This is a genomic window from Jannaschia faecimaris, from assembly GCF_900107415.1.
GTDB lineage: Bacteria > Pseudomonadota > Alphaproteobacteria > Rhodobacterales > Rhodobacteraceae > Jannaschia > Jannaschia faecimaris.
Genome location: NZ_FNPX01000020.1, coordinates 37247 through 61656, shown reverse-complemented (window position 1 = coordinate 61656; position 24410 = coordinate 37247). Strand labels below are relative to the sequence as shown.

The following is a 24410-nucleotide window of genomic DNA, read 5'->3' as shown; positions in this document are numbered from 1 at the left end:
GATCGCCTGCGCGCTGCTGGAAAACCCCATAAAGTGGTCATAACCGCCGTCGCCAGAAAGCTCGTCACAATCGCGAATGCGCTTTGCAGATCACGCCAAAAGTGGACCCGTCTGACCACCTGAGAAATACAGTTGCTAGGGGCTATTCACAGATAACGTTTTTCCATAAAGTTGAATTTCTCGAGAGAGTCACGCGATCCGCCACTTTCCGAGGGTCGGGATCAAAAGCCAATAGATGAAAATTGCAGCAAGATGCAGTTATGTCTGCTAATGGCTGGACGTGTCGACGCAAGAGGGCTTCGCGTTTTCAGGGCGCGGGCGCTGACTTTGGCTTTCTCAGAACACCCGATGCTAAAAAGACACCAGCCGCAACCAGGGTAACGCCAAAGACTTTAAGCGGGGTCACGGTTTCTCCCAGAAAAGCCACGCCCCCGAGTAAGGCAAGAATCGGAGTTAATGCACCAAAGGCAGCGGTTTCGGCAGCGCCGATAAGCTGCACAGCGTAACCGAACAAAAACATCGCCAGAATACCAATTATGAAACTTTGAAGCACGATCATCGTAGCGACGTCCCTCAGATCGGATGTGGCGAAGCTTACGTTGCCAGTGGCCAGCAGCAGGGGAGTGATCAACAGCGTGCCCCAAAACAGCCCAATGACCAAGCTGTGCAAAGGGCTAAGGCCGCTTTGACGAAAGATGATGGAATAAATCGCAAAGCATCCCGATCCGGTCAAAAACATCAGATGACCTTTCCAAGCCCCGTCGTCAGTGCCTGCGAGGATTTGCCAAAGACTGACGATCATCGCGCCGGTCAATATCAGCGCAAGCCCAAGCCTGCGGCGCGGGCCGGTGACTTCTCCTGCGAAGGCATAGGCAGCCAGGGCGGTCCAAAACGGCAACATTCCGGGGGCCAGCGCTCCGCCATCCGAGGCGGGCGCATAGGCCAGCCCCTTTGACACCACGAAAGGAAACACTGCGCTTGCGCCGACCATCAGCATCGCCGCGCGTGGCCACGACTGCCCGCGCGGCATCACACCAAGCCTCCACATGACAGGGGTCATGACAAAGGCCCCAGGCACCAAGCGCAGAATCAAGAGTTCTTCAACTGTGAAACTGCCCTGCACCGCAAACCGTGTGACCAGCATGAATGCCGCCCAGATCGTCACGGTGCCAAGTGCTGCCAAAAGTCCAAGCAGCCGTGGTCCGGGAAGAGTCATTGATCCGGCCTTTCATGAGGTGATCACCGATTTGATTAAACGTCAAAGCCTTGGGGCGCACCAGTGGAATGCGTATGCGCCCCAAGTCCTTGACCTTCAGAATTGAACACTTGGTATTGCTGCGCCGCGCACGAATGGCAGCAATAGCGAGCCGTACTTCAGTAACTTGTCCTGGTGGCCAAAGACGGGTCCGGGCCGAATGCAGCCTGGGTGAGCGCCAAGCTCAAAGGTCGGCTTTGCGGACGAAGCTGCTGTTCTGCCATAACGCACTGAGAACCGTTTACGGCCCGAACCTGACCTTTATGGCCGCCGCAGCTAACGGCAGAAATGCGCCCTCTTTACCGGTTCACAGTACAGGAGCGAATGGCTGCTATTGCAGACTACCGTAGGTGTTTGATCCCACGGTTTGATGGTGCGATCCTTTCTCATGCCTGGAAGGAAGCATTATGGGACAAGTTCTTCACGGGAGCGCGACGACGACGTTCGCCGTCAGAGCTGCAATACGGCGATCCACTGCTCGGCAGGGTCATGCAAGGCATGATCCCGAGAGGGGCGCTTCGCTCGCGCAGTTGAGCAAGGAATTGGGTATCAATCCCAAGACCGTCGCGAAGTGGCGCAAGCGTGCGGCGGTAGAGGATCTGAAGACCGGACCGAAGGAACCCCCGTTCAACTGTTCTTGCTGAAGCGGAAGAGGCAATGATCGTCGCTTTCAGACGGCACACGCTGCTGCCGCTGGATGATTGCCTCTATGCCCTTCAACCGTCGCTTCCGCATTTAACCCGGTCGGCGCTGCATCGTTGCTTTCAGCGGCATGGCATCTCTCGCTTGCCGGATGTCGAGGGTCCCTCTCGCACATTGCTGCGCAATGCACTGCCGGGCAGCGGACAAACCAAAGCGACAGAAGTTCAAGCGTTATCCCATCGGCTTTTTTCATATCGATATCGCCGAAGTTCAGACGCTGGAGGGCAAGCTCCATCTCTTTGCAGGCATTGACCGGACCAGCAAATTTGCAGTCACGAAACTCGTGGACAAGGCGGATCGAAAGACCGCTTGGGAGTTCCTCGAACTTCTGCTCAAGGCCGTCCTTTATCGCATCCACACGATCCTCGCTGATAACGGCATCCAGTTCGCGGAGCAGCCTCGAAACCGCGCTACGGCCTATTCTCGGCAAATGCGCTTCGACATGATCTGCGAGACGAATGGGATCGAGCACCGACTGACCAAGCCGAACCACCCTTGGACCAATGGCCAAGTCGAGCGGATGAACCGCACGATCAAGGACGCGACGGTGAAGCGATACCATTACGACAGCCATGATCAGCTGCGCGCGCACCTCGCCGACTTCATGGCGGCCTGCAACTTCGCCCGCAGTCTCAAAACTCTCAGCGGCCTCACACCCTACGAATACATCTGCAAAATCTGGACTTCAGAGCCAGATCGATTCATCTTAAATCCGACCCACCAGATGCCGGGATCAAAATTCTAGGATAATCGTCCGGGATCCATTTACATATTCACCTGCGCAACGGCGAGTCGTCGCGACCGAATTCTGCACCCAGTTTTATACCAAGAAAAGCATTGAAACAGGTAGAAAAGATCGCAGTCTGGTTAAACGACTATTCGCTAGAATTGAACTTTCACGGGAGAGAAATCTATCGTCTGGCGTAAGTGGAAAGGGAGATTTTTAGACCTCGGCTCCATGAAAAAATTCACCACATATTTAGGCCTCGTTACCCAAGATCGACCCGGTAAGTATCGGGTTTTGATGCCTTCCTTTCGATTGTGCGCGGGGTCCTTGGAGAAGACCAGGCAGCGGCCTCCTACGCGCTGAGTCAGCCCAGTGCCCGGCCCCGATCGGGACGGCGCGTTTACTGCTGTTGGCGCTTCCGATCGGTTAGCAAATGAAGTTGCTTTGGTTCTTCTTGAAATGCATGACGAGAAGTTCCCGAAATGCGCGAAGCTTCCTCGATGGCCAAACGTCGGGGTGACCCACGACCCAGATATCTTCATAATTTTGAGGCTTTAGGACGGGGACCTGAACAAGTCCGGCACTTGTCCGCCCAAGGAAGACGGGCATGCGCACCACGCCCAGCCCCGCCTGAGCGGCCCCGATCATCGCGACCATATCATCGAAACACATATGGACACGGTTGTTCGGAAATTCCGGGCTTATCGTATCTGGTACGTCGGGGCGGGCGGAATAAACGATCCAGTTGATCGGTGCTTCGGGATTGGCGGTAATCTTTTTCGCCAAATCGAAATTGGCAAAGCTGGCCCTCTCCTGCCTGCACAGCCTCAATCCGGTCAATGTGTCTCCCGGTTCTGAACTTGCGCGGATCGCGAGGTCCGCCTCCATTCTTGAGAGATTCAATCGCTTGTTGGTGGCTAGGATCCGAAGAGAAACACGCGGAAAGGCCTTGGTGAAGTCACTTAGAACTGGAGTTAGGAAGTTGGCGATCAGCAAGGGAGGAGCCGTAATCGTGAGGTCACCTGCGAGTTCGGAGTCCGCGCCCAGCAGATGGCGCGCCATGGCACGCTCGGATGTTTCCATCTCTTCCGCATGTTCCGCGATCAGACGGGCCGCTTCGGTAGGCCGATAGCCATCCGTCAAGCGTTCAAACAGCACCTGGTTCGCGGACATCTCGGCCCGGCGTATTCGCCGCGCGACAGTCGTATAGTTCACGCCAAGACGGTGCGCGGCACCAGCCAAAGACTGGTGGCGGACCAGCATCAGAACGGTGCGCAGATCATCCCATGACATCTCCATACATGCGTTTACGCATGCCAAGGGTGCATTTGCACGCGTTTTAGCGTGATGGCAGAGCCTTTATGCTGACTGCATCGAATACTTGGAGAAGATAAACATGATCTACGCCGTCGCGAAGATAACAATAACCAACCCGGACTCCCTTGCGGCCTATGGCAAGATGGCTGGGCCAGCGCTTGCCAAGCACGGCGGAAAAGTCGAAGGCGCGGCGCGAGAATTCACTGTATTGGACGGTTCGCCCGAGATCTCTGACATGGTTGCGATCCTGAGCTTCCCTGACAAGGACGCAGCCGTAGCCTGGTCAACCGACCCAGACCTGGATGAGGTGCATGAATTGCGCCGCGGTGCGGGCGGGTCCGACATCGTGCTTCTGGGCTGAAGCCGACAGGCAAAATGCGGCCCTTGAGCGAACTCCAGAAAAAATGAGGGTTCGCTCTTTCTCCTTGTCATCGTATCATCGAATCCTGCACATCGACGCTGGCCCTGACGGGCGCAGTTTTCTTATTTGTACTAAATGAAATTTGCACGATGAGTTACGATTTTGAGCTTTACACCATTGCGCCGCGGGATCTGGTCGATCCCCCTGCTTTTCATGGTGGTGGCGTCCAAGTCGACGGACCTTTTCATCTGGAAGAAGACGATATTCCGAGTGGTTACCTCCCAATTGTTGGAGGGAAACGTTGTCTGTATCAGATTCACCTCCAAGGCCTCGTTGCGCAGGTCGATAAGTCCGTGGTGGATGAGTGGTTGCATCGCGTGATCACTCAAACCAATGGTACTCTAATAGACTCACAAACAGGGAAGTTTGAAACGAAGGCTAAATCAGGGAATATCAGGCCCGAGGAGGACGGCGCGAAGGTCGGAGCAATGTCGTTTTATTTTGAAGATGGTGAGGAGTTCTTCAAGCATGGGTTCGACTCGATGCTGGCAAGAATTTCTGACATACTTCCGGCAGCAATGCCAACCCGGTACGGCTCCTACGAACCCCTCCAAGGTAAAGTGAATCAGGGGGAGTATGCGGAAATCGTCGCGGCTTTCAGTGAAGAAATTGATATTTTCATGAAGTCGCCAGCGCCTTTCGGTTATACATTCATGTCCATTCCTTGCGCGAAGACTTTTGAAGGGTACCATCCTGAACACTTCATTCGACGTCATCATCTTCTGGGTATGGTGCAGCTTGAGCTTCGGCAAAAGGTCTTTACGAGCCCAAAAATCCTGAGTGCTGTTCTAAATCTTTTCAAGGAACTCTGCGTTGATTTGGATGTCGTCTATGCTGAGATATTGGAGGAAAGCGATGGTGGATCCTCGTGGATATGGTGTGGGATTCCTGATAGGCGGGCGGCCCATACAATTTGCGTGGGCCCGGCATATCAGAGCGTTTGGCCGGAAACCTCGAGATCAGGGGAATTGGTCGGAAGCCGACATAGAGTTTTCACGATTGACCGCGTTGGAAGCTCGCCGCCGCGCCCCCCTGCTAATCTGTTGGCTCCTGATCGAAGTGGTAAAGATCTACGTGAACCACTCGATTATGCCGCGGTTTTCCCATTTGATTATCGATTTGACCGAGGCTCGAAACGCTAGAGTCTCTAACCTATAAAATTGGGGTTCAGGCTCTGAAATCTCCCGAAACCGGCAGCGATTTAAAGAATCTGGACAGTCTCGTCTGCTATACCATCGCTAGTTCGCGTGGTGTGCCAGGCTCTGATATCGTTAATCCACTTGAGCCAGAATCGATGCATGGTTCAGACTCGGCAATTAAGGGTCATATAAAGGGCAGCGCCGTCTAATTGACTTGGGCACAGGCCGTTTCGGTGTGGTTCTATATGTCGTTGTCGGCTTATCTATATGTCTTGCTCGGGTCCTCGCTGGACGCGCCGGTTTCTTGTTCGAGAAGATCAAAAGATTGGCGCGTGATCTTTCGAAGCATCCCCCGCAGCCAGATATGGCGTGGGTCTTTGTCGAATCGCGTGTGCCACATGGCAAAGTATGAGAACTCAGGCACTTCAAATGGCAATGGGTGAATTTGTAACGCGCCGTGGTATTGGTGGCAAATTGACCTTGCGACATGTGAGGGTAGGGTAACCACACGCGTGTCACCCAATATCTGTGGGGTGATCTGTGAAAAATATGGTACGGATAATCGTACGAACCGGCGAAGATCGAGATGCGCCAGCGCCTCGTCAATATGACCGTGCTGTAAGCCTAAGGGCGCAACCATAACGTGTTGCGTATTCGCGAAATCTGATGTGTTGAACTGACCTTTCGCGAGTGGGTGATCTACGCCCATCAGGCAGACAAAGCTGTCAGATGTCAGTCGGCTTTGTTTAAGTCCGTCTGGTGCATGCCAATTCACGCTTATCACGAGGTCAATCTGACCTGTCTCCAGTTGCTGGAGTGCGTAGTTTGGCTGCAAGGGAAGGAACGTCACCCGCTGCTGTGGGGCTTCGCGCTCGATAATCTGGAGTAGGCCGGGAACAAGCAGGCCGCAGATTTCATCCGTTGTGGAGAATGTCATGCTGCCTTGGAATGACTTTGGGTCGAATGCTCTGACGTCTGAAAGTGCAGAAGCCTCAGCCAAGATATTGGCGACCCGCCCGCTCATCCATGTTGCATGTGGTGTGGGCCGCATACCGTCCGGCGAGCGAATGAACAGTTCATCGCCATAGGCAATCCGGAGCTTCGCCAGATGTTTGCTTACAGCCGACTGCGTGACGCCCAGTGCGCGTGCGGCCTCGGACACGCCACCGTGATCCAGAAGAGCCTGAAATGTCGCCAGAAGCGGCAGTATCGACATATTCCGATTCGTCATTTGTATTATTCCGATGGTTCCATTGTGGAATTTACTACGAAACGTACGTCAGGGGGGCAACGCCGTCAGAGGGACGGGGGACGGAAAAAGGAACGTCAGAATGAGTATGGACTTAAACGGTCAACGCGTCGTCATCACCGGCATCACCGGTGGTATTGGTCGTGCAAGCGCCGAACGCCTGCTGCAAGCGGGCGCGGACGTCATTGTATCGGCGCGGTCGCAGGACAAGCTGGACGCAGCTTTGGCTGAACTGTCCGGCAAGGCATCCGGATATGTACTGGATCTGCTGGATATGGATTCGATCGCTGGCTTCTTCGAAAAGGTTGGGAAATTCGATCACCTTGTTACCCCGGCGGCGACTTCTATGTTCGCGCCGATCGCCGATATGGATTTCGACGCCGCGCGTGCAATTATTGAGTCCAAGCAGTGGGGCCAGATGATGACCGTGCACCATGCGATCAAGCAGATGTCCAAGACAGGCTCAATCACGCTATTTTCAGGCACCGTCACGCAAAAGCCGCTTCCGGGTTCTTCGATGTTTGCAGCCGTTGGTGCCGCTACTGAAGCATCGGCTCGGGTATGGGGTCTTGAGCTTGCACCACTGCGTGTGAACACGATCGTGCCCGGTATCATCGAAACCCCGGTCTGGTCCGGTTTGATGGGGGCAGAGGCAGGGGCCGAGGCGTTGAACGGCTTCGCAAGTGTTCTGCCAGTTGGTCGCGTCGGCACAGCTGATGACATCGCAAAAGCAGTCGTTTTCCTGATCGATAACGGCTTCGTCGACGGCGAGTCCTTGGTGGTCGACGGCGGCCACCGCCTGATCTGAGGACAGACTTGTGACAGATATCCGAGAATTCAAGTTGATCAGCTTTGCGATCTGCCCCTTTGTGCAACGGTCTCGCATTTTGCTGAACATCAAGGCCATTCCCTATGAGATCGAATACATTGATCTTGGCAGCAAGCCTGAATGGTTCCTCGACCGTGTCCCGACAGGGAAGGTTCCAGCGCTTTTCATGGGGAATGAAACGCTGTTTGAATCTGCTGTGATAAATGAGTTCCTGGACGAGATCACGCCGGGCTCGGTCCTGCCAGACACGCCGTTGGAGCGTGCCAAGGATCGGGCCTGGATCAGTCTGAGCGACGGTTTGATCATGACTCAATTTCGGATGATGATCGCACCGGATCGCGAGGGTTTTGAGAAAGAGTTGGTGTCCTTGGTCACGGGGATGCTGCAGTTTTCTGATATCGCGAAGGTGCGCGCGACGGCTGATGGCCTGACGCTACTCGATGCGGCTATAACACCTGTCTTTATGCGGCTTTTCGCTATACCCGACATCGTGGCTGCATTGTCCGAACGTCTCGGTGAAGCGCCCCAAATTCTGGCTTGGGCCGACAGAGTGCTTGCGATTGAATCCGTCAGGTCATCGGTCAACTCCGGGTTCGCAGATGAGTTTCTGACCTATTTTGCGGACAGGGGTGGCTATGCGGCAAAGGCGGTGCGCACTGGTGCAAGAGTGGATGCTCTCTAGCGTTTGGTTCTGCCGGGCCCGACCTGCGGGTCTGGCAGATCTTGAAACGGGGGCACCTACCGCGGGTAAGGACATGGGTGACGGTGAGTGTTACTTTTCCGACCCGCATTCTTCGTCCGGTACCTTGAAATGCGTGCTACCGCCCGCATCACGTCCTGAATCTGAGCGGGACTTCGGGCCTGCAATTCCAGCCCCGGTGTCGCATCCGAACCTATCGGGCCTTCGTGGCAGCAGGGAGGTGAGCCGTGCATTTGCATCGGCACGCCCACAGACGGTTTCAGCTTGCAGGCGGAATGTTGGAACAGTACCGTCTGCGATGTCGCGGGTGTAGCTCAATGGTAGAGCAGTAGCTTCCCAAGCTAACGACGAGGGTTCGATTCCCTTCACCCGCTCCAGAATTTATCCATAAAATATTGATTTAAAATTTTATTTTTCCTGGCTTATAATTCTTACCCCCTGTCAGTCCATCTTTTGGGCTTGCCGAGGCATCAGCCTGCTCAGTCCAGTTTATGTCCGCCAGCACCCGGCGCTGTTCCAAGAGTGCTGATACCGGACAGAGGTTGAGTATCGCGCCGGTAGAAGCTGGGTGTGCCAATATTTCCAGGAAGAACCGAGACCCCGCCACGGACTTTCATCGTCGCCTTCCTGTCGCGGTTCTTGGTCAAGAAGCTTTTCAGCACCTTGTCCTCTCTATCTACGGTCCGCCACAGATAGTGAATCGGGCCGCTGATTTTCACGAACATCTCGTCGACGTTTTACCGTGAGCAACTTGAGAGCATTCCCTCGATCCGGCGTTTTTGGATCGTGGTCCCTAACATGGGGCAGGACCTGTGCCGCCAGAACCGGACCAGCTTAAGGCTGATTTCGACACTGCACTCATGCAACAACTCCTCGACATTCCGACGCGAAAGCGGAAATCGGACGTACAGCAACACTGGCAGTCAGATGCTATAAGGCGACGTCTTGAAATACTCGAAGGGGGGAGCGCGTGTTATTTCAGGCAGGGGAGAGGGCTTGCGATTGCTCCTAAATCCAAGTTGCCCTGACAGAGCCATCGGGAGCCCGCGGTGGTTCACCCTAAAGAATCTGGTCCGATCAACGGAAGATGCGCTGATTGCGCAGGCCCCAATCAGAGTAAAGGTCAGCCATTATCGTTCGAAACTGCTGCTCGGTTGTTGTTAGAGAGGCCCTCGTGCCTGTGATGCCACCAAAAACCGTTGCTTCGTCTCCTACCTGCACGTCGTCCAGTTCGGTGGCGTCGACGACCACTGTATTCATGGAGACCTTGCCCAAAACGGGGGCTAACCGATTGCCGATCACCACGGCCGCATCGGTGTGTGATCCTCGCCGAAAGCCGTTGGCATAGCCAATCGATAGGCAGGCCAATCGACGGTCACCCTCCAAACGGCAATCCCGGTCATAGCCAACCGTTGCACCCTTGGGGTAATCGCCGAGGCTGGCCACACGGGCCTTAACTTCCATTGTCGTTTGAAAGCCCAACTCCGGTTTCAGGATTCCGTAGAGGATCGCGCCACATCGGTACATATCCGTTTCCACGGCCTCGTCCGACACGAGAGTCAATGAACTTCCCGCATGCACAAGAATTTGAGACCGGTCCAGAACGCTGTTCTCGAATACCCAAGACACTTGGTCTTGGAACGACGCAGCGGTCTGACGCAGGTCCTCAGGTTCGTTGCAGGGGAAATGTGTGCAGATGCCTACGATGTCCTCGACAAGCATTTTCAAGATTGAAAAGCAGATTGTCCGGCCTTGGGGCGTCGAAATCTCAAGGCCGTCGCGCGACATGCCTGATGCATTCAATGCCAGATGAGCGCGCACAGTGTGGCCTGCGGCTTTCAAGCTGTGCAATTTTTCGGCAACTTGAAGAGAGCCGACTTGCTCCTCTACCCCTGCGCCTACCGCATCATCGATCTCCAGCGGGGTGGCTGCACGCAGCCGGATCAGAACACCGTCAAACCCCGCGTCCCTTACGGCGTAGGCTTCGGCATTCGATGTAATCCCGACACAGCTGACGCCTTGGGCCTGTATCAAAGGCACGACTTGGTGAATACCGTGTCCGTAGGCGTCAGCTTTGAGCACGGCGCAAAATTTGCGCCCCTTGGGAACAAGCCCCAGTGCAAGCTTAAGGTTGCTCGATATCCTGTCGCGATGGATTTCGCACCATGCACTGGGGCATCTGTCTGGCTTCATGGTTTGGTTGGGCCCAGTAGCCGATCGACGATGCCGCAAAACTGATGAACAACAATAGGCAGCAGAGCATCGGGGAAATCATAATCGGGATTGTGCAACTGCGGCTGGAGTTCGCCCGATCCGATATAGAGCATTGTGGCCTTTGCACCGTCATCACCGATCCGCCCGAAATCTTCGGACCAGCGCATCGGAAGGTCCATTTCGTGCACCACAAACCCAAGGGCCTGCGCCACGTCACGCGCAATGGCGGTTGCATCGGGATCGTTGATCACGGAGCGGAACACATCGTGCCAATGAACCTCCAGCTTGAGGGAGCCTTTTATGCGCTCAATATGCGCCAACGCGTCGGCGATTAGGCTTTCCATCCGTTCGTTTCTCATGGTGCGTAGGGTGACGCGCAGTTCACCATCCGCTGGAGCAATACCAAATGTGGGCTTGCCAAGATTTGCGTGGGTAACGGTCGATAGGGCAAAATCATCCTCTCCAACCGTGCCGTGGCTCAGCTGGGGCAGGGATGTCATCAGCCCGGCCATCGCACTGGTCGGCGAAACCCCGTCTTCTGGTGCTGCGGCGTGCGAACTTTTCCCCTCGAAAAGGATTTGCATTCCACGGGAGGCGCAGTTGCCTGGGCCTGGTCGCAGGCCAATTTCCCCAAGTGGGCGCCCAGGCACATTGTGATAGGCAAAGGCGTAATCCGGCCGGATATAAGGCCATCTTTCGTCTTCGATAACCGCTTTTGCCCCTGCGCCAGTTTCCTCGGCGGGCTGGAACAATAAGATGATACGACCCGACGCAGGGCGCGGCACCAAGCACATCGCCACACCCAGCATGCAGGCCATATGTCCGTCATGCCCGCAAAGGTGCCCTCTGCCTTCGATGCGTGACTTATAGGGCAGGGCAGACAATTCACGAATGGGCAGCCCGTCGAGTTCACAGCGGAAAAGCACCGTTGGGCCGGGTGCCAATCCTTTGAACTCTGCGGCGACGCCATACCCTCCCAGATTGGACCAGATGCGGTCCGCGCCCAAAGCGGTCAGTTCATTGATCATACGCTGGGCGGTTGCGCTCTCTTCCGCAGAAATTTCTGGGTGGCTGTGCAACTCGTGGCGCAGGGCCGTCAAATAGGCGACTTGGCTAGGGTCAAGCCTGTGCATCGTGAGTGTCTCCGAATATTTCGAACAATCCGGCCGCCCCTTGGCCGCCGCCGACGCACATGGAGACAACGCCCCATTTCGCACCCCTTCGGTGACCTTCCAGAAGAATATGACCCGCCATGCGCGCCCCAGACATGCCGTAAGGATGACCAATGGAAATGGCCCCGCCGTTTACGTTCAAACGGTCATTTGGAATGCCCAGAAAATCGCGGCAATACAGCAGTTGAGCGGCAAAGGCCTCGTTGATTTCCCACAAGTCGATATCGTCTATTCTCAGTCCCGCGCGCGCCAAAAGGCGCGGAATTGCGACCACAGGACCAATGCCCATTTCCTCTGGTGCGACTCCGGTTACAGCAAAGCCCCGTAGTGCCCCGAGCGGCGCAAGACCACGACGTCGGGCATCTTCGGCCTCCATCACGATCATGGCGGCAGCCCCGTCGGAGAGTTGGCTGGCGTTGCCTGCGGTGACGGTTTTGCCCTCTCCTTGCACGGCGGCAAGACCAGATAGGCCTGCGGCGCTTGTGCCGGGCCGATTGCATTCGTCCCGCTCAAGGCGCACCGCTTCCTTGCGGGTTTCTTTGCTGGTCTTATCGGTCAGGATCTTCATCGCCTCGACAGGCACGATTTCATCCGCAAAGAGGCCCGCCTTCTGCGCTTTGGCGGTGCGTATTTGGCTCTGCAGGGCGTAGGCATCCTGTGCATCGCGCGAAACGCCGTAGCGCGCGGCAACCACTTCGGCGGTGTCGAGCATACTGCAGTAATAGGGTTCCGGCACCGTCGGATCGCGGTAGCGGTGACCATTCCAATGGGCATTCTGCACCAGAGAAATACTGTCCAGTCCGCCGGCGAGCGCCACATCGACCCCCTCGCATCGCACCATATGTGAAGCGATCGCGACAGCGTTGAGGCCAGAGGCGCACTGGCGATCTACCGTCGCTCCGGCAACGCTGTCAGGCAGCCCTGCCGCTTGTACGATATGGCGGGCGACGTTGACCCCCGAAGTTCCCTGCGTCAGGGCTGAACCAAAGATAGCCTCTTCCACCTCGCTGCCGGTTAGTCCGGCGCGCGCCAGCGCCGCCTTGACAGCGGGAGCAGCGAGGCTGGGTGCCTCAAGGTTATTGAAGGCACCCCGATAGGCTTTGCCGATCGGCGTACGGGCGGTTGAAACAATGACAGCATCGCGCATGGAGTTTGTCCTTACAGTTCTTCGGTGCCGCACCAATCGCCGATGAACATGGCGGTCGCCTTGGTGATGCGGCGCATGCTTTCAAGGTCTACGCGTTCATTGAATCCATGGATGGCCTCGGCGCGCGGGCCGTAAACAAGCGCAGGCGTGTCTGCATAAAGGCCAAAAAACCGCGCATCCGTGGTCGCGGTGATCGCTTCCCGTACCAGCGCATGGCCAGTCGCAGTCTGGTGCGCGCTATCCAATGCCGCAATCGCCTCGGCCGCATGGACCGAACTGTCGCGCGACAGGGCATACCCCTCGGCATGAAAGCCATGATAAACGATTTCGGGCAGGGAATTGCGCAAGAATGCGTTTTCACGCGCGGTATCAAGTATAACCCTTTCGATTTCGGTCTTTGCCGCGTCTATCGATTGGCCCGGAAAAATCGCCATGCGCACATCGAACACGCTCCATGCGGGTACTGAACTTGTCCAGTCGCCTCCCTCGATCTTACCGATATTGAGGTTCAGTGCGTGGTCCATATGGCCGTATTCGGGGGGACGGTTTTCTGCCGCGTTCCAGCGTTGCTCCATGTCATGCAGGGCGCGGATAATCGGAAAGGCTGCTTCAATCGCGTTTGCCCCCTGGCCCGCATAGGCGACATGCGTGGGCAGACCTTTAAGGTGCACCTGGAACCAAATGACACCAAGTTGCGCGGTGACCAGATGCTCGGAAAACGGCTCGGGGATCAGCGCCGCGTCAGCCTTATAGCCGCGCGCCAAACAGGCCAACGCACCATTGCCCGTGCATTCCTCTTCAACGACGGATTGAAAAAATATGTCCCCGCCGGGGGCAAGACCACAGGCCGCAAGCGCATCAAGCGCAAAAAGGTTTGATGCCAGCCCGGCCTTCATATCCCCGCCTCCGCGTCCATAAAGCCAGCCGTTTTCGACGCGCGGCTCAAAGGGCGGACTGTCCCACATGTCCAGCGGTCCCGCAGGGACGACATCTATGTGCCCGTTCAGAATTAGCGACCGCCCCTGATCGGTTTTTGACCGATGGGAGCCAACAACATTGATCGCTTTCTCATATTGGTCAAGCACCGGTGAAAAGCCGGGCAGATGCTGAATCTCGGCGATGTCTATCTGCCAGCAATCAAGTTCATAGCCACGCGCATCCAGTTCGTCGGCCATGAACGCCTGCGCTGATTGTTCGTTCCCCCGGGTCGAGGGATAGGCCGTCAGCGCGGACAAAAAGGCAACCTGACGGTCAAAGCCTTCGTCGACGGCACCACATAAGCGCTCTTTCAGATTGTCTTGCATCGGCTACCTCAGAATGTTGGTGGAGGTGTATCGGGCAGGACCAAAGGCGCACCGGTGGCTTCGGCCACATCTGTTGCGGACACACCTTCGGCGGTTTCAAGCAGAACAAAGCCTTCAGCTGTCAGGTCGATCACGGCCATGTCGGTAAAAATCCGCGACACACAGCCTCGGGCGGTCAATGGCAGGGAACAGGTCTGCTTGAGCTTGGGATTTCCCGCACGGTCGGTATGCGTTGTCAGAACAACGACGCGACGCGCTTTTTGCGCAAGCTCGATCCCACCGCCAGCCCCGGGGCTGAACTTACCGGGTATCTTCCAGTTGGCCAGATCGCCCATCGCGCTCACCTCGAACGCGCCCAACATCGTCAGATCAAGCCGACCGGATCGCACAATGGCAAAGCTGGTGGCACTGTCGAAAAAGGCAGACCCCGGAACGGTCGACACATATGCACCGCCGGCATCAATCAGGTTCCGGTCCGCCTGTTCGGGCGGCAGGATGGGGCCAACGCCGGTCAGGCCGTTTTCGGTATGCAGGCACACAGGGAAATCGGCAGCCAGATGGTTCACCACCTTGGTCGGCAATCCAATCCCTAGATTGACCACCATTCCCGGTGTAATTTCACGCGCTGCGCGTGCCACCATACGGTCTTTAGCGTCGGACAACAGCGTATTCCTCGGACAATTCACTCAACTCGGTGACATGATCGACAAAGACCCCGGCTGTGTGGACGTCATTCGGGGCAAGGCCGCCAAGCGGCAGAACGCGTTCCGCTTCGACGATGACGCAGTCAGCCGCCATGGCCATCAGCGGATTGAAATTCTGCGCCGTCCCGACATAGGCGAGGTTGCCGTATGCATCGGCACGGTCGGCATGAATCAGGGCGACATCGGCGTGCAATGCGGGCTCCACCAGATAGGATTCCCCGGCCATTTCAACGACCTGTTTGCCCTTGGCCAGTTCGGTCCCGATTCCGATGTCACTCAGAACTCCGCCAATTCCGGCACCACCAGCGCGGATACGTTCAGCCAAGATTCCCTGTGGATTGAATTCGACCTCTAGCTGCCCCGCGTTCATCAGCCCGATTGCGTGGCTGTTCAGCCCCAAATGCGTGGTGATCAGACATGACACCTGACCGCTTTGCAGCAAGTGGTCGATGCCCATACTCGGCTCGTTTGCGTCGTTTTTAATAAGCGTTAGATTGCGCGCGCCATGCGCGACCAGGGCGAGGATCAAGGTCATCGGGGTGCCTGGCACACCAAAGCCCCCAACCATGATCGTATCGCCATCCTTGATCCTGTTTATGGCGTCTCCGATGGGGCATGTCTTGTTCGGAAGATTCACGCCGCACACCCCACCGGCAATCCAACCTCGGCGGCAAAGGCATCCAGGGCGTCGCGCAGGATCGCCATCAGTTCGTGTACTTGATCTTCGGTTATGATCAACGGCGGTGCTACGAGGAAATGATCCCCCGCAGTGCCACCCCGTGTACGACGTGAGTAAATGATCAACCCGCGCGCATAAGCCAATTCGACGAGCCGATCGTAGGCGTTTAGCTTTGGGTTCAAAGGTTCCATCGTCGTGCGGTCCGCAACGAATTCGAAGGCGGTCAGCAGCCCCTTACCGCGCACATCACCAATAAAGGGGTATTGATCCATCAGCGTCTGTAATTCGGCCATCAATACGTCGCCCATCCGGGCGGCGTTCTCGATCAGTTTCTGCTCTTCCATCTCTTCCAGAACAGCTAATCCAGCAGAGCAAGCCAAAGGATTGCCTGCATATGTAAATCCGTGCTGAAACCCGCCGGCATCCAGTACTGGTTCCACCAGTCGCGCCCCGGCGATGATCGCGCCAAGAGGGGCATAGCCTGCGCCAAAGCCCTTGGACATCGCAACAATGTCCGGTGTGATGCCCCAGTGCTCGGCGGCAAGGAATTTGCCGGTGCGTCCCGCACCCGTCATCACCTCGTCATAGATAAGCAGCACGCCGAATTCGTCACAGATTTCACGCACGCGGCCGTAATAGCTGTCTGGCGCGACCAAAGCGCCGGTAGAGGCCCCGCCAACAGGTTCCATGACAAAAGCCAGAACACTCTGGGGACCTTCTTCCAAGATCCTGTCGCGCAGCAGTTCGGCATATTTCAGACCGAGTTGCTCCTCGCTCAGGTTGCTCCGGTCCAAATAGGTGGCTGGCGCGCCGATCTTGGGCATACCGCGCATCATGGGGGAAAAGGGTTCGCGTAACGGGGCATATCCCGTAAGGTCGAGCGCGCCCAAGGTGCAGCCATGATAGGATGGAAAGCGCGAAATGACCTTGTACCGCTCCCCCTGACCTTGGGTGATCGCATATTGACGGGCCAGCTTCACGGCGCTTTCAACCGCCTCGGACCCGCCCGACACAAAGAAGACGCGGTCCAGACCGTCGGGCGTCATTGCAACGGTTTTTGCTGCCAGATCCTCGGACGGATGGGTGCGGAAATGCAGACGATAACCGAATGTGGCCTTGTCCATTTGGGCCTTGATCTTGGCGAGAACGCGCTGATTGGAATGGCCGATATTTGACACCATCGCCCCCGAGGAGCCGTCAATATACCGCTTGCCGTCCTCATCGAACAAATAAATCCCCTCGCCCCGGTCAAGAAACGGGCGCGGGTTTCGGGACTGATAGAAAAGATAGGAGGGCGCGCTGGTCACTTGGCACCTGCCAGATGTTTGCGCAGGAATGCGCGGGTTCTTTCCTGGCTTGGGTTTTTGAATACAACCTGCGGCGGGCCTTCTTCGACCACCACGCCCTGATCCATGAACAAAACGCGATCACAAACCGATGCAGCAAAGTCCATTTCATGGGTGACTATGATCATGGTCATGTGCTCCTCGGCCAACTTCTTCATGACCTGATTGACCTCGTCCACCAACTCGGGATCGAGGGCTGATGTGGCCTCGTCAAAGAGCATCAACTTGGGCTTCATTGCGAGGGCGCGCGCAATCGCCACGCGCTGTTTCTGACCACCGGAAAGCTGCGAGGGGTAGTAGTCGATCCGCTCCAGCATCCCGACCTTGTCGAGTTGTTCCTCGACCAGCTTGTCCGCTTCCTCCTTGGAAAGACCCTTGAGCATCTTGGGTGCCATGGCGACATTTTCGCGGGCGGTCATATGCGGGAATAGATTGAAATGCTGAAACACCATGCCAATCTGTTGGCGCATTTCGTTGATGTGCTTTTCATATTGCCGGTGCGGCAGGGTCTTGTTTACCTGCACCCCGTCGAGCCAGATATCGCCTCCGGTTAGCGGATCAAGATCATTAATCGCCCGCAGAAGGGTGGATTTTCCCGAACCTGATGGACCGATTATCGCCACAATCTGCCCGCGTTCGACGGTCAGACTGATATCCTTGAGGACCTCGACCGGGCCAAACGATTTCTGTGCGTGGCGAATTTGAACGAAGTCTTTCTGATCGGTCATATTCGGTCCTTTCAGATCAGCGCGAAATTGAAATGCGGCGTTCGATTTTACGCTGCACCCACTCCATGCCCAAATTGATTACGTAGTAGAAGGCGGCGGCCATAAGGTAGAATTCGAATGGGCGATATGTTCGGCCGATAACCCGCTGCGCGGACAGAGTCAGTTCGCTTACCCCGATGACAGACACGAGGGCGCTGTCCTTGAGAAGGGCGATCATATTGTTGCCGATTGGCGGGATGACATCGCGCACCGCCTGTGGAATCACCACTTTGCGAAGCGCTTGGCTGCGGCTGAGCCCCACGGTGCGTGCGGCTTCCATCTGACCCTTGTCCACAGACAGGATCGCGGTCTGGATCAACTCAGAGTTATAGACCGCGAAATGTAGCCCTAGCCCGATGATCCCCGCGACGAACGCTGGCAGGTCGATTCCGATTTGCACCAAGCCAAAATAGATCAGGAATAGCTGCAAGAGCAAAGGTGTGCCCATAAACACCCATGCGATCAAACGGAACGGCTGCCTTATGATCCAAGGCCCATAAAGCGCGATTACTGCGAACACGATACCGCCAAAAAAGCTCAGCACCGCAGCAGCCGTCGTGATGGCGATCGTCCAAGCACAGCCCAACAGCAGGACATCCAGATATCCGGGAACGACTGAAAAATCGAGGCTCATTATTCTCTTCCTTCCCGATCAGGTGATCTGGACTTTACGGTCCAGCCAGGTAACGCCCCGCCCGGTCAAATAGATGATGATCATGTAAAGAATGCCAGCGAGCAGAAACATCTCGAAGGGCTTGTAGGTCGAGCCAATGTAGCGCTGCGCCGTATAAGTGAGTTCAACGACCGAGATAGCAGCCACGAGCGCCGTCGCCTTGATCAGCATGTTCAGGTTCACCCCAAGCGGGCGCACCATGAGCCTGGCGGCCTGCGGCAGGATGGTCTTGTACATGGTTTGCCATTGGCTCAGGCCCAGGGTGCGGGCGGCCTCGCGCTGGCCCTTGTCGATTGAGATGATCGCCCCGCGGATCGTTTCTGTCATGTAGGCTCCGGCGTTTATGCCCAACCCGATGACACCCGCCTCGAACGCGTCAAGCTGGATCCCGATCTGTGGCCCGCCGAAGTACAGTATAAACAGCTGGATCAGCGCCGGCGTGCCCCGAAACACGCTCACATACGCCGCGCCCAGAAAGCGAAGTACAGCAAATCGCGATAGCCGCGCCGCCGCCCCGAGTGCTCCGCAAGTCAGTCCGAGTATTGCGGTCAGAACCGAAAGCAAAATTGTCACCCATGCCGCCTCGAGAAAGAACGGATAGACCTTGAGCATTAGTTCAATGTCCATATCGCGCTCCCTGGATTGCGCCGATTGAAGTATGGTGATCGCGCGCCAGTTGGTGCTGCGGTTTCGTCATGCCTAAGAAAAGGCATTAAGGGTCTGCTCTCAGTCGGTTTTCTTGCGCCACGCGCTTGTTGGCGAATGCCTGGTCATGCAAATACCTGCCGGACGCGTCCCGCAATCGGTACTGCCCCCCGCCGCTTCATGGGCGACGGGGGAGATGACTAGCGGATATCGGCACCCACCCACTCTTCGGCGATTGCGAGATACGTGCCGTCTTCCATCATGGAATCCAGCGCTGCCTGCATTTCCGCAGCCAACTCCGGGTTGCCCTCGCGAATGGCGATCCCGGCACCAAATGGTTCGGTGGTCGGATCTGCGAACATCTCGTATTCCTGCCCCTTTGCAGTCATGGCAAGAATGGCGGCGATGGAGTCATTCACGATGGCATCGACACGGCCATTCTCCAGCTCAAGCAGCAGTTCGGGCAGGCCCTTGTAGGTGCTGATGTCATAACCTCGCTCACGCGCCCAATCCTCATGGGTTTCGCCGAGCGTCAGGCCAACGCGCTTGCCTTCGAGGTCTTCGAGGCTGCTGATGCCGGAACCCGGCTTCGTAAAGATGGCGCGCTTGTCGGAGTAATAGGGGCCGACGAAATCAACGACTTCGTCACGCTCGGCGGTGATGGTCATAGAGCCGACGATGGCGTCATATTTGTTAGCCAAGAGACCGCCGATGATCCCGTCCCATGCTGTGGTGACGATTTCAACCTCAAGCCCCATACGTTCGGCCATTTCCGCACCGATTGACGGGTCGAACCCTACAACCTGATTCTCGTCGTTCACAAAGTTGAACGGCGGATAGGCACCGGACATCGCGATGCGGATGACACCTTCTTCTTTCAGGGTCTCAAGTTCGTCTGCGGCAGCTACGTTCAGCGCGGCGACGGTAAAACCTGCTGCTATAACGGCAGTTTTCAGGATCGTACGGCGAATAAACATTTGGGTCTCCATGTTGGCTTAATCCGGACGGGCGTGACGCCCGTGCATCTTTGGCGGATTGCCCCCGCTCTGCGGAAAAGACTTGCATGACCATCATCATCGCGCAAATAAATAACAAGGATCATCAATATAGATAAAATCTATGCCCCCTCCCGAACGCAGCCGTTTCCCTTGGAACCTGGACTGGAATTTGCTCCGCACCTTCATGGTGGTGGTGGAAAAGCGGGGTATATCCAAGGCGGCCGCATCCATGGGCCTAAAACAACCCACGATTTCGGCGGCCCTCAAACGACTGGAGCAGGCGGTCGGCAAGACGTTGATCATCCGCAAACCGAATGAATTCACCATCACCCGTGCGGGGCAGGTTCTTTATACGGAATGCGCCACAATTTTCGGCACCGTGTCCCAACTGCCCGCCATCCTTGACGAAAACAACGCCGAGCTGCGCGGTCACCTGTCGATTGCGATCACCAGCTCGGTGGTCTCGGAGCATTTCGACGCGTTCCTGAACCGATTTTCAAACGCCCATCCGGACGTGACCTATTCTTTTTCGGTTCTAGAGAGTGATGAGGTCGTAGAGATGGTTACGTTGAATCGGGCAAGCTTCGGCATTTGCCTGCTGTCGATGCATCCCAAGGCTTTGAACACATTAATTTTGTACGATGAATTCTTCGGGCTTTTTTGCGGGCCGCGTCACCGTCTCTTCGCCGCTGAAAGCATTGTGCCTGCGGATCTTGATGGCGAACCGTTCGTTGCTTTCCAGACCGAGGCCGAAGGTGGCCCTCTGGAAGTCGTCTCCAGATTGAGGTCCCGCCTGAACCTGTCGCGCAACTGGCGTGGGGTCTCATCAAGCCTGAATGAAATCCGGCGGATGATTATGGCGGATATCGGGATCGGAGCCTTGCCGCTGCACGTGGCCCAACGGGACGTGGCTGCCGGTCGCATTCGGCAACTCCCACCTTATGATAACCTTCCAAAAGTCAGTATCCATCTCGTCAGTAATCCAGCGAGACGGAAGTCCGAAGTGGAAGCTGCCTTCCTTTCGGCAATCGAGGCGGAATTGGCGACCATTGGGATAATTGAACGGACATATGGAAATGAAGAACCTTGAACTGGGTGCCGCCAGTCGATCTGTTTTGCTCTGAGGCACAAATCGTTTCATGCCCAGGCTCCCCGTTCCCCGGGCGGATTCACCCCACGGGTTCGGAGGGAGAAGGGTCAGCTTCGTCGGGCTGTTTCAGACCTGACATTGGACAAGCTCGTTCTGTCGGAGGCCGCACGGGGGAACATCTGAGCCCCTCGCGTCGTCTATTGCCCGGGCACACGATGGCGAAGTAGTCTGCCAAGACGGGGGCTTGCATCGACCACATTCCCAGTCAGACGTAGGTCTCTGAACGACGGGTGCGCCGGATCTCAGGACAGCGCCAATCCACGCAAAGCCGTTTGCCGGTAGGCCAGGCTGACGAAGATCGACTGGTCGCAGGCATGATCGAGCTGACCCGCCAGTTTGGCAGATACGGGTATCGCCGGATTGCAGCTCTGTCAGGAGATGCAGGCTGGCAGGTGAACGACAACGCGTTTCTCGGCAGATCGCTTCGCAAGCGCTTGACGGGCAGCGGTCGCGCGGCTGTGGCGACGCGAGGTGCTGAAGGTCCCAATCAAGCAACCGAAGAAAGGCCTCCTCTGGCTCAACGGACGGATCGTGTGTCCTGCTGCGACCGGAGTGCAGGAACCACGTCTGGTCCTGTGACGTCGTGCATCATCGTACCGATGATGGGAAAGCGTTCCGAACGTTGAACATTCTGGACGACCATACCCGGGACTGCCTAGCGATCTGGGTGAACCGGAAATTGAACTCGACCGAGGTTATTGATACTCTAAAAGAGCTTTTCATCCTCCGTCGTGTGCCCGCCAATATCCGCCTCCCGTGAGGGACATTGCTGCGCAATGCCATGTCGGACATTGGACCTGAGTTCATTGCAGAGGCCGTGAAGAAAGGGATCGTGGCCGTTGGCTCGAAGACCGTATCCATCGAACCCGGCTCACCTTGGGAGAACGGATCCTGCGAAAGCTTCAATGCACGGCTCAGGGAAGCGCTGCCGAACAGCGAAGCCCTCTACTCACTGCAGCAAGCCCAAATCATCATCGAATGCTGAAGGAAACACTACAACATCAAACGACTACATAGTGCTTTGGGCTACCGCCCACCGGCTCCAGAAACCATCGTCTTGATGGAACCCAGGCCAACGCTGCACCAACATTCAAGCTGGACCACTCCGGTGGGGTTGATCAGACCCAGAGTCGTTGTGAACGGTTAATCGATCTCAGGCAGATGGGCACAATGCGTCCCGGTTGCTCCGGCCGAAAATCCTTGAAGCGGTGTCCACGACGCAATTATCGCGCCAAATACGCCCATCTTTCAGGGATTGTGCTTCGCGCCGGTATGAGAGTTTTGTTGTTCCTGCGTTGGTCTGACCCTTTCCAGTGATCAAGTGGCTGAATGGTCTAGGCGATCTTCGCAGCGAATGGAGAACCGAAACGATGCCACGCATACCGAACAAGTTCACGGCGGGCACGGATGCGGATTCCACATTGCAGGCCCTGAGCGATACTATGCGGTCAGGGAGGCGGAATCCATCGTGGCCGGAAGGCTGATCAACTCGGGTGGGGCATATTGCGATCAGAATGGCTAACTCTTCTGATTAGATATCCGTGGGCATGCGCATCAGGCCTTACGCTTCTGAAAAAGAAGCGAGATCAGCCCGAGGACGGCCGACGCCATTATCAGCAAAAGCGATACCGCGTTGAGAACCGGCGTGGAGCCCTGCTTGAGCTTGTCGAACATCGTGATCGTCAGCGGAGAATCCGAGCCGACCAGCATCAGCGTCGTGTTGAAATTTTCGAAACTCATGAGGACCGACACGACCGCCGAGGCCAGAATGGCAGGCATCAGGAACGGCAGGGTTATCTGACGGATCGCGCCCAGTTTGGTCGCCCCGAGGTTGAGTGCGGCCTCCTCAAGGCTGGGGTCGAACTTTTGCAGACGCGCTGCGATCACGAGAGTCGCAAATGTCGTGATGAACGAAAATTGGCCCAAGATTACAAGGATTAGTCCGGGACGAAGTCCGTCGAACCATAGGCCGGTCGCGTCCTCCAGCGTGTTCGCGATGGCGCTGGAGAATACCAAGATCGAGATGCCTAGGATAACGCCTGGAATGATCAGTGGCAGCAGCATCAACATGTAAAGTACCGACTTGCCGCGGAAATCGTGCCGGACGAACAGGAACGCGTTGCAGGTCCCGACGAAGACCGCCAGCGCCGACACCCAGCCCGCGACAAATGCTGACGTTCCGATTGCGCGCAGGATCGAGCGCTCGTTGAAGACGCCGATAAAAGGCGCTTCTTTGCCGAAGAACCACGCCATCGTGAAGCCTTCCCAAGGCAGGGACGGGAAGACGCTGTCATTGAAGGCAAAGACGCAGACCACCGTGAGCGGCAGGGCGAGATAGAGAAAGAACACCGTCACATAGGCGCGGTAGCACCACTTGGCGAAGACGGGCTGCGGGACAGTGGGTATCATGAGCGCCCCATAGTTTCGGCAAGCGATTGCCGAGAAAGCTTGAGGCCAACGAAAACAACTGTCGAGGACAGGGCAAGCAGCAGGAAGCCCAACGCCGACCCCAGCTCCCAATTAAAGCGCGTTATGAACTGCGTATAAATCATCCCTGTGAACCACAGGCTGTCCTTGCCGCCCAGAAGTATTGGCGTGAGGTAGTTGCCAAGCGACAGCATGAAGACGACGATGCAACCAGACACAATGCCCGGCATGGCGTGCGGAATGACGATCTCGCGCATTATCGACGTGCTGGTCCCGCCCAGATCGTAGCCCGCCTCGATCAGGCTGTCGTCGAGGCTGTCGAGCGTCGTGACCAGCGGGACGACCATGAACAGGATCGACGTGTAGACCAGCCCCAGCATGATCGCGGCGTCGTTGTAGAGAAACTCGACCGGGCCGCTGACAACGCCGAGATATTGAAGCGTACTCGACAGCACCCCGGTTTCGCGCAGAAGGATCATCCAGCCGAAGGTACGCACCAGTTCCGAAACCCAAAACGGGATCATGCACATCAAGAACAGCGTGGTCTTCGTGCGGCCACGGGTCAATTTGGCGATGTAGTAGGCGATGGGGAAGCCGAAGATCAGGGTCAGCGCAGTGGCGAGAATCGACATGATCGCGGTACGCGCGAAGGTGCGCCAGTAGAGGGGCTCTTCGAAGAAGGTGATATAGTTCCTTAGGCCCGTCTCGTATTCCCGCGGCGCGATCTTTTCGCTGATCGATACCAGGAAAAGGCCGATATGCGGCAGGATGATAAGGACCGTGAGCCACAGGAAAATCGGCGCGAGCAGCAGGTAGAAACCGAGTTTTGAGCTGTCAGAGGGCAT

Annotated in this window: 23 protein-coding genes, 1 tRNA gene and 2 pseudogenes; 9 read left to right on the top strand and 17 right to left on the bottom strand. The window is 56.4% G+C overall.

The window, feature by feature from the left end:
• Window positions 1-307 precede the first annotated feature (307 nt).
• On the bottom strand, window positions 308-1144 hold the full coding sequence (locus BLV27_RS16640) for a DMT family transporter (protein WP_244504721.1): 837 nt from the start codon (window positions 1142-1144) through the stop codon (window positions 308-310).
• On the opposite strand from BLV27_RS16640, the gene BLV27_RS19865 reads away from it, so the two are divergent.
• A complete protein-coding gene (locus tag BLV27_RS19865) occupies window positions 1059-1322 on the top strand; it encodes a hypothetical protein (RefSeq protein ID WP_244504722.1) in 264 nt (87 codons plus the stop codon). The genes BLV27_RS16640 and BLV27_RS19865 overlap by 86 nt on opposite strands.
• 340 nt (window positions 1323-1662) lie before the next feature.
• Window positions 1663-2702, top strand: a pseudogene (locus BLV27_RS16635) (IS481 family transposase).
• 408 nt (window positions 2703-3110) lie between these two features.
• Here BLV27_RS16635 and BLV27_RS16630 read toward each other — a convergent pair.
• A complete protein-coding gene (locus BLV27_RS16630) occupies window positions 3111-3977 on the bottom strand; it encodes a LysR family transcriptional regulator (protein WP_092647630.1) in 867 nt (288 codons plus the stop codon).
• 103 nt (window positions 3978-4080) lie between these two features.
• On the opposite strand from BLV27_RS16630, the gene BLV27_RS16625 reads away from it, so the two are divergent.
• Together BLV27_RS16625 and BLV27_RS16620 are read left to right on the top strand one after the other, a co-directional pair.
• On the top strand, window positions 4081-4362 hold the full coding sequence (locus BLV27_RS16625; RefSeq protein WP_092647624.1) for a DUF1330 domain-containing protein: 282 nt from the start codon (window positions 4081-4083) through the stop codon (window positions 4360-4362).
• A gap of 149 nt (window positions 4363-4511) precedes the next feature.
• Complete coding sequence (locus BLV27_RS16620; protein WP_092647623.1) at window positions 4512-5564, top strand: hypothetical protein; 1053 nt, start codon at window positions 4512-4514, stop codon at window positions 5562-5564.
• Between the two features lie 256 nt (window positions 5565-5820).
• On the opposite strand, the gene BLV27_RS16615 is transcribed toward BLV27_RS16620, so the two are convergent.
• The gene (locus BLV27_RS16615) at window positions 5821-6792 is read right to left on the bottom strand and encodes a LysR family transcriptional regulator (RefSeq protein WP_092647622.1); all 972 of its coding nucleotides are present in this window, start codon (window positions 6790-6792) and stop codon (window positions 5821-5823) included.
• A 13-nt stretch (window positions 6793-6805) separates the two neighbouring features.
• On the opposite strand from BLV27_RS16615, the gene BLV27_RS16610 reads away from it, so the two are divergent.
• The 3 genes from BLV27_RS16610 (at window position 6806) to BLV27_RS16600 (ending at window position 8716) form a co-directional block, all read left to right on the top strand.
• Window positions 6806-7618, top strand: coding sequence for an SDR family oxidoreductase (locus tag BLV27_RS16610; protein ID WP_092647621.1), 813 nt, complete (start codon window positions 6806-6808; stop codon window positions 7616-7618).
• 10 nt (window positions 7619-7628) lie between these two features.
• On the top strand, window positions 7629-8321 hold the full coding sequence (locus tag BLV27_RS16605; RefSeq protein ID WP_092647620.1) for a glutathione S-transferase family protein: 693 nt from the start codon (window positions 7629-7631) through the stop codon (window positions 8319-8321).
• A 321-nt stretch (window positions 8322-8642) separates the two neighbouring features.
• Window positions 8643-8716: transfer RNA gene (locus BLV27_RS16600), tRNA-Gly, on the top strand.
• 102 nt (window positions 8717-8818) lie between these two features.
• On the opposite strand, the gene BLV27_RS16595 is transcribed toward BLV27_RS16600, so the two are convergent.
• The 12 genes from BLV27_RS16595 to BLV27_RS16540 all read right to left on the bottom strand — a co-directional run bounded on the left by BLV27_RS16595 (window position 8819) and on the right by BLV27_RS16540 (window position 19979).
• The gene (locus BLV27_RS16595; RefSeq protein ID WP_092647619.1) at window positions 8819-9064 is read right to left on the bottom strand and encodes a DDE-type integrase/transposase/recombinase; all 246 of its coding nucleotides are present in this window, start codon (window positions 9062-9064) and stop codon (window positions 8819-8821) included.
• Between the two features lie 352 nt (window positions 9065-9416).
• Window positions 9417-10532 (bottom strand): alanine racemase, encoded by a 1116-nt coding sequence (locus BLV27_RS16590; protein ID WP_092647618.1) that lies wholly within the window; start codon window positions 10530-10532, stop codon window positions 9417-9419.
• Window positions 10529-11653 (bottom strand): amidohydrolase, encoded by a 1125-nt coding sequence (locus tag BLV27_RS16585; protein WP_342025458.1) that lies wholly within the window; start codon window positions 11651-11653, stop codon window positions 10529-10531. The genes BLV27_RS16590 and BLV27_RS16585 overlap by 4 nt, the downstream gene beginning before the upstream one ends.
• Window positions 11654-11672: 19 nt before the next feature.
• The gene (locus BLV27_RS16580) at window positions 11673-12872 is read right to left on the bottom strand and encodes a thiolase family protein (RefSeq protein WP_092647616.1); all 1200 of its coding nucleotides are present in this window, start codon (window positions 12870-12872) and stop codon (window positions 11673-11675) included.
• Between the two features lie 11 nt (window positions 12873-12883).
• On the bottom strand, window positions 12884-14176 hold the full coding sequence (locus BLV27_RS16575) for an ArgE/DapE family deacylase (protein ID WP_092647615.1): 1293 nt from the start codon (window positions 14174-14176) through the stop codon (window positions 12884-12886).
• A gap of 8 nt (window positions 14177-14184) precedes the next feature.
• A complete protein-coding gene (locus tag BLV27_RS16570) occupies window positions 14185-14838 on the bottom strand; it encodes a 3-oxoacid CoA-transferase subunit B (RefSeq protein WP_244504718.1) in 654 nt (217 codons plus the stop codon).
• Window positions 14825-15517 carry a CoA transferase subunit A gene (locus tag BLV27_RS16565; RefSeq protein ID WP_092647613.1) on the bottom strand — a complete coding sequence of 231 codons (693 nt, stop codon included), beginning with the start codon at window positions 15515-15517 and terminating at the stop codon, window positions 14825-14827. Before BLV27_RS16565 ends, BLV27_RS16570 begins: the two co-directional genes overlap by 14 nt.
• The gene (locus tag BLV27_RS16560; protein WP_092647612.1) at window positions 15514-16866 is read right to left on the bottom strand and encodes an aminotransferase family protein; all 1353 of its coding nucleotides are present in this window, start codon (window positions 16864-16866) and stop codon (window positions 15514-15516) included. The genes BLV27_RS16565 and BLV27_RS16560 overlap by 4 nt, the downstream gene beginning before the upstream one ends.
• Window positions 16863-17633: an amino acid ABC transporter ATP-binding protein gene (locus BLV27_RS16555; RefSeq protein WP_092647611.1), complete on the bottom strand. Its 771-nt coding sequence runs from the start codon at window positions 17631-17633 to the stop codon at window positions 16863-16865. The genes BLV27_RS16560 and BLV27_RS16555 overlap by 4 nt, the downstream gene beginning before the upstream one ends.
• A 16-nt stretch (window positions 17634-17649) precedes the next feature.
• Window positions 17650-18306, bottom strand: a complete 657-nt coding sequence (locus tag BLV27_RS16550; protein WP_092647610.1) for an amino acid ABC transporter permease — start codon at window positions 18304-18306, stop codon at window positions 17650-17652.
• A gap of 18 nt (window positions 18307-18324) precedes the next feature.
• Window positions 18325-18972 (bottom strand): amino acid ABC transporter permease, encoded by a 648-nt coding sequence (locus BLV27_RS16545; protein WP_092647609.1) that lies wholly within the window; start codon window positions 18970-18972, stop codon window positions 18325-18327.
• 218 nt (window positions 18973-19190) lie between these two features.
• On the bottom strand, window positions 19191-19979 hold the full coding sequence (locus BLV27_RS16540; protein WP_244504717.1) for a transporter substrate-binding domain-containing protein: 789 nt from the start codon (window positions 19977-19979) through the stop codon (window positions 19191-19193).
• 178 nt (window positions 19980-20157) lie between these two features.
• On the opposite strand from BLV27_RS16540, the gene BLV27_RS16535 reads away from it, so the two are divergent.
• On the top strand, window positions 20158-21078 hold the full coding sequence (locus BLV27_RS16535) for a LysR family transcriptional regulator (protein WP_244504716.1): 921 nt from the start codon (window positions 20158-20160) through the stop codon (window positions 21076-21078).
• 87 nt (window positions 21079-21165) lie between these two features.
• Window positions 21166-22222 (top strand): annotated as a pseudogene (locus BLV27_RS16530) (integrase core domain-containing protein); the annotation flags it as partial.
• Between the two features lie 470 nt (window positions 22223-22692).
• Here the strand turns inward: BLV27_RS16530 and BLV27_RS16525 are convergent.
• Together BLV27_RS16525 and BLV27_RS16520 are read right to left on the bottom strand one after the other, a co-directional pair.
• Window positions 22693-23547: an ABC transporter permease gene (locus BLV27_RS16525; RefSeq protein WP_092647607.1), complete on the bottom strand. Its 855-nt coding sequence runs from the start codon at window positions 23545-23547 to the stop codon at window positions 22693-22695.
• Window positions 23544-24410 carry an ABC transporter permease gene (locus tag BLV27_RS16520; RefSeq protein WP_092647606.1) on the bottom strand — a complete coding sequence of 289 codons (867 nt, stop codon included), beginning with the start codon at window positions 24408-24410 and terminating at the stop codon, window positions 23544-23546. The genes BLV27_RS16525 and BLV27_RS16520 overlap by 4 nt, the downstream gene beginning before the upstream one ends.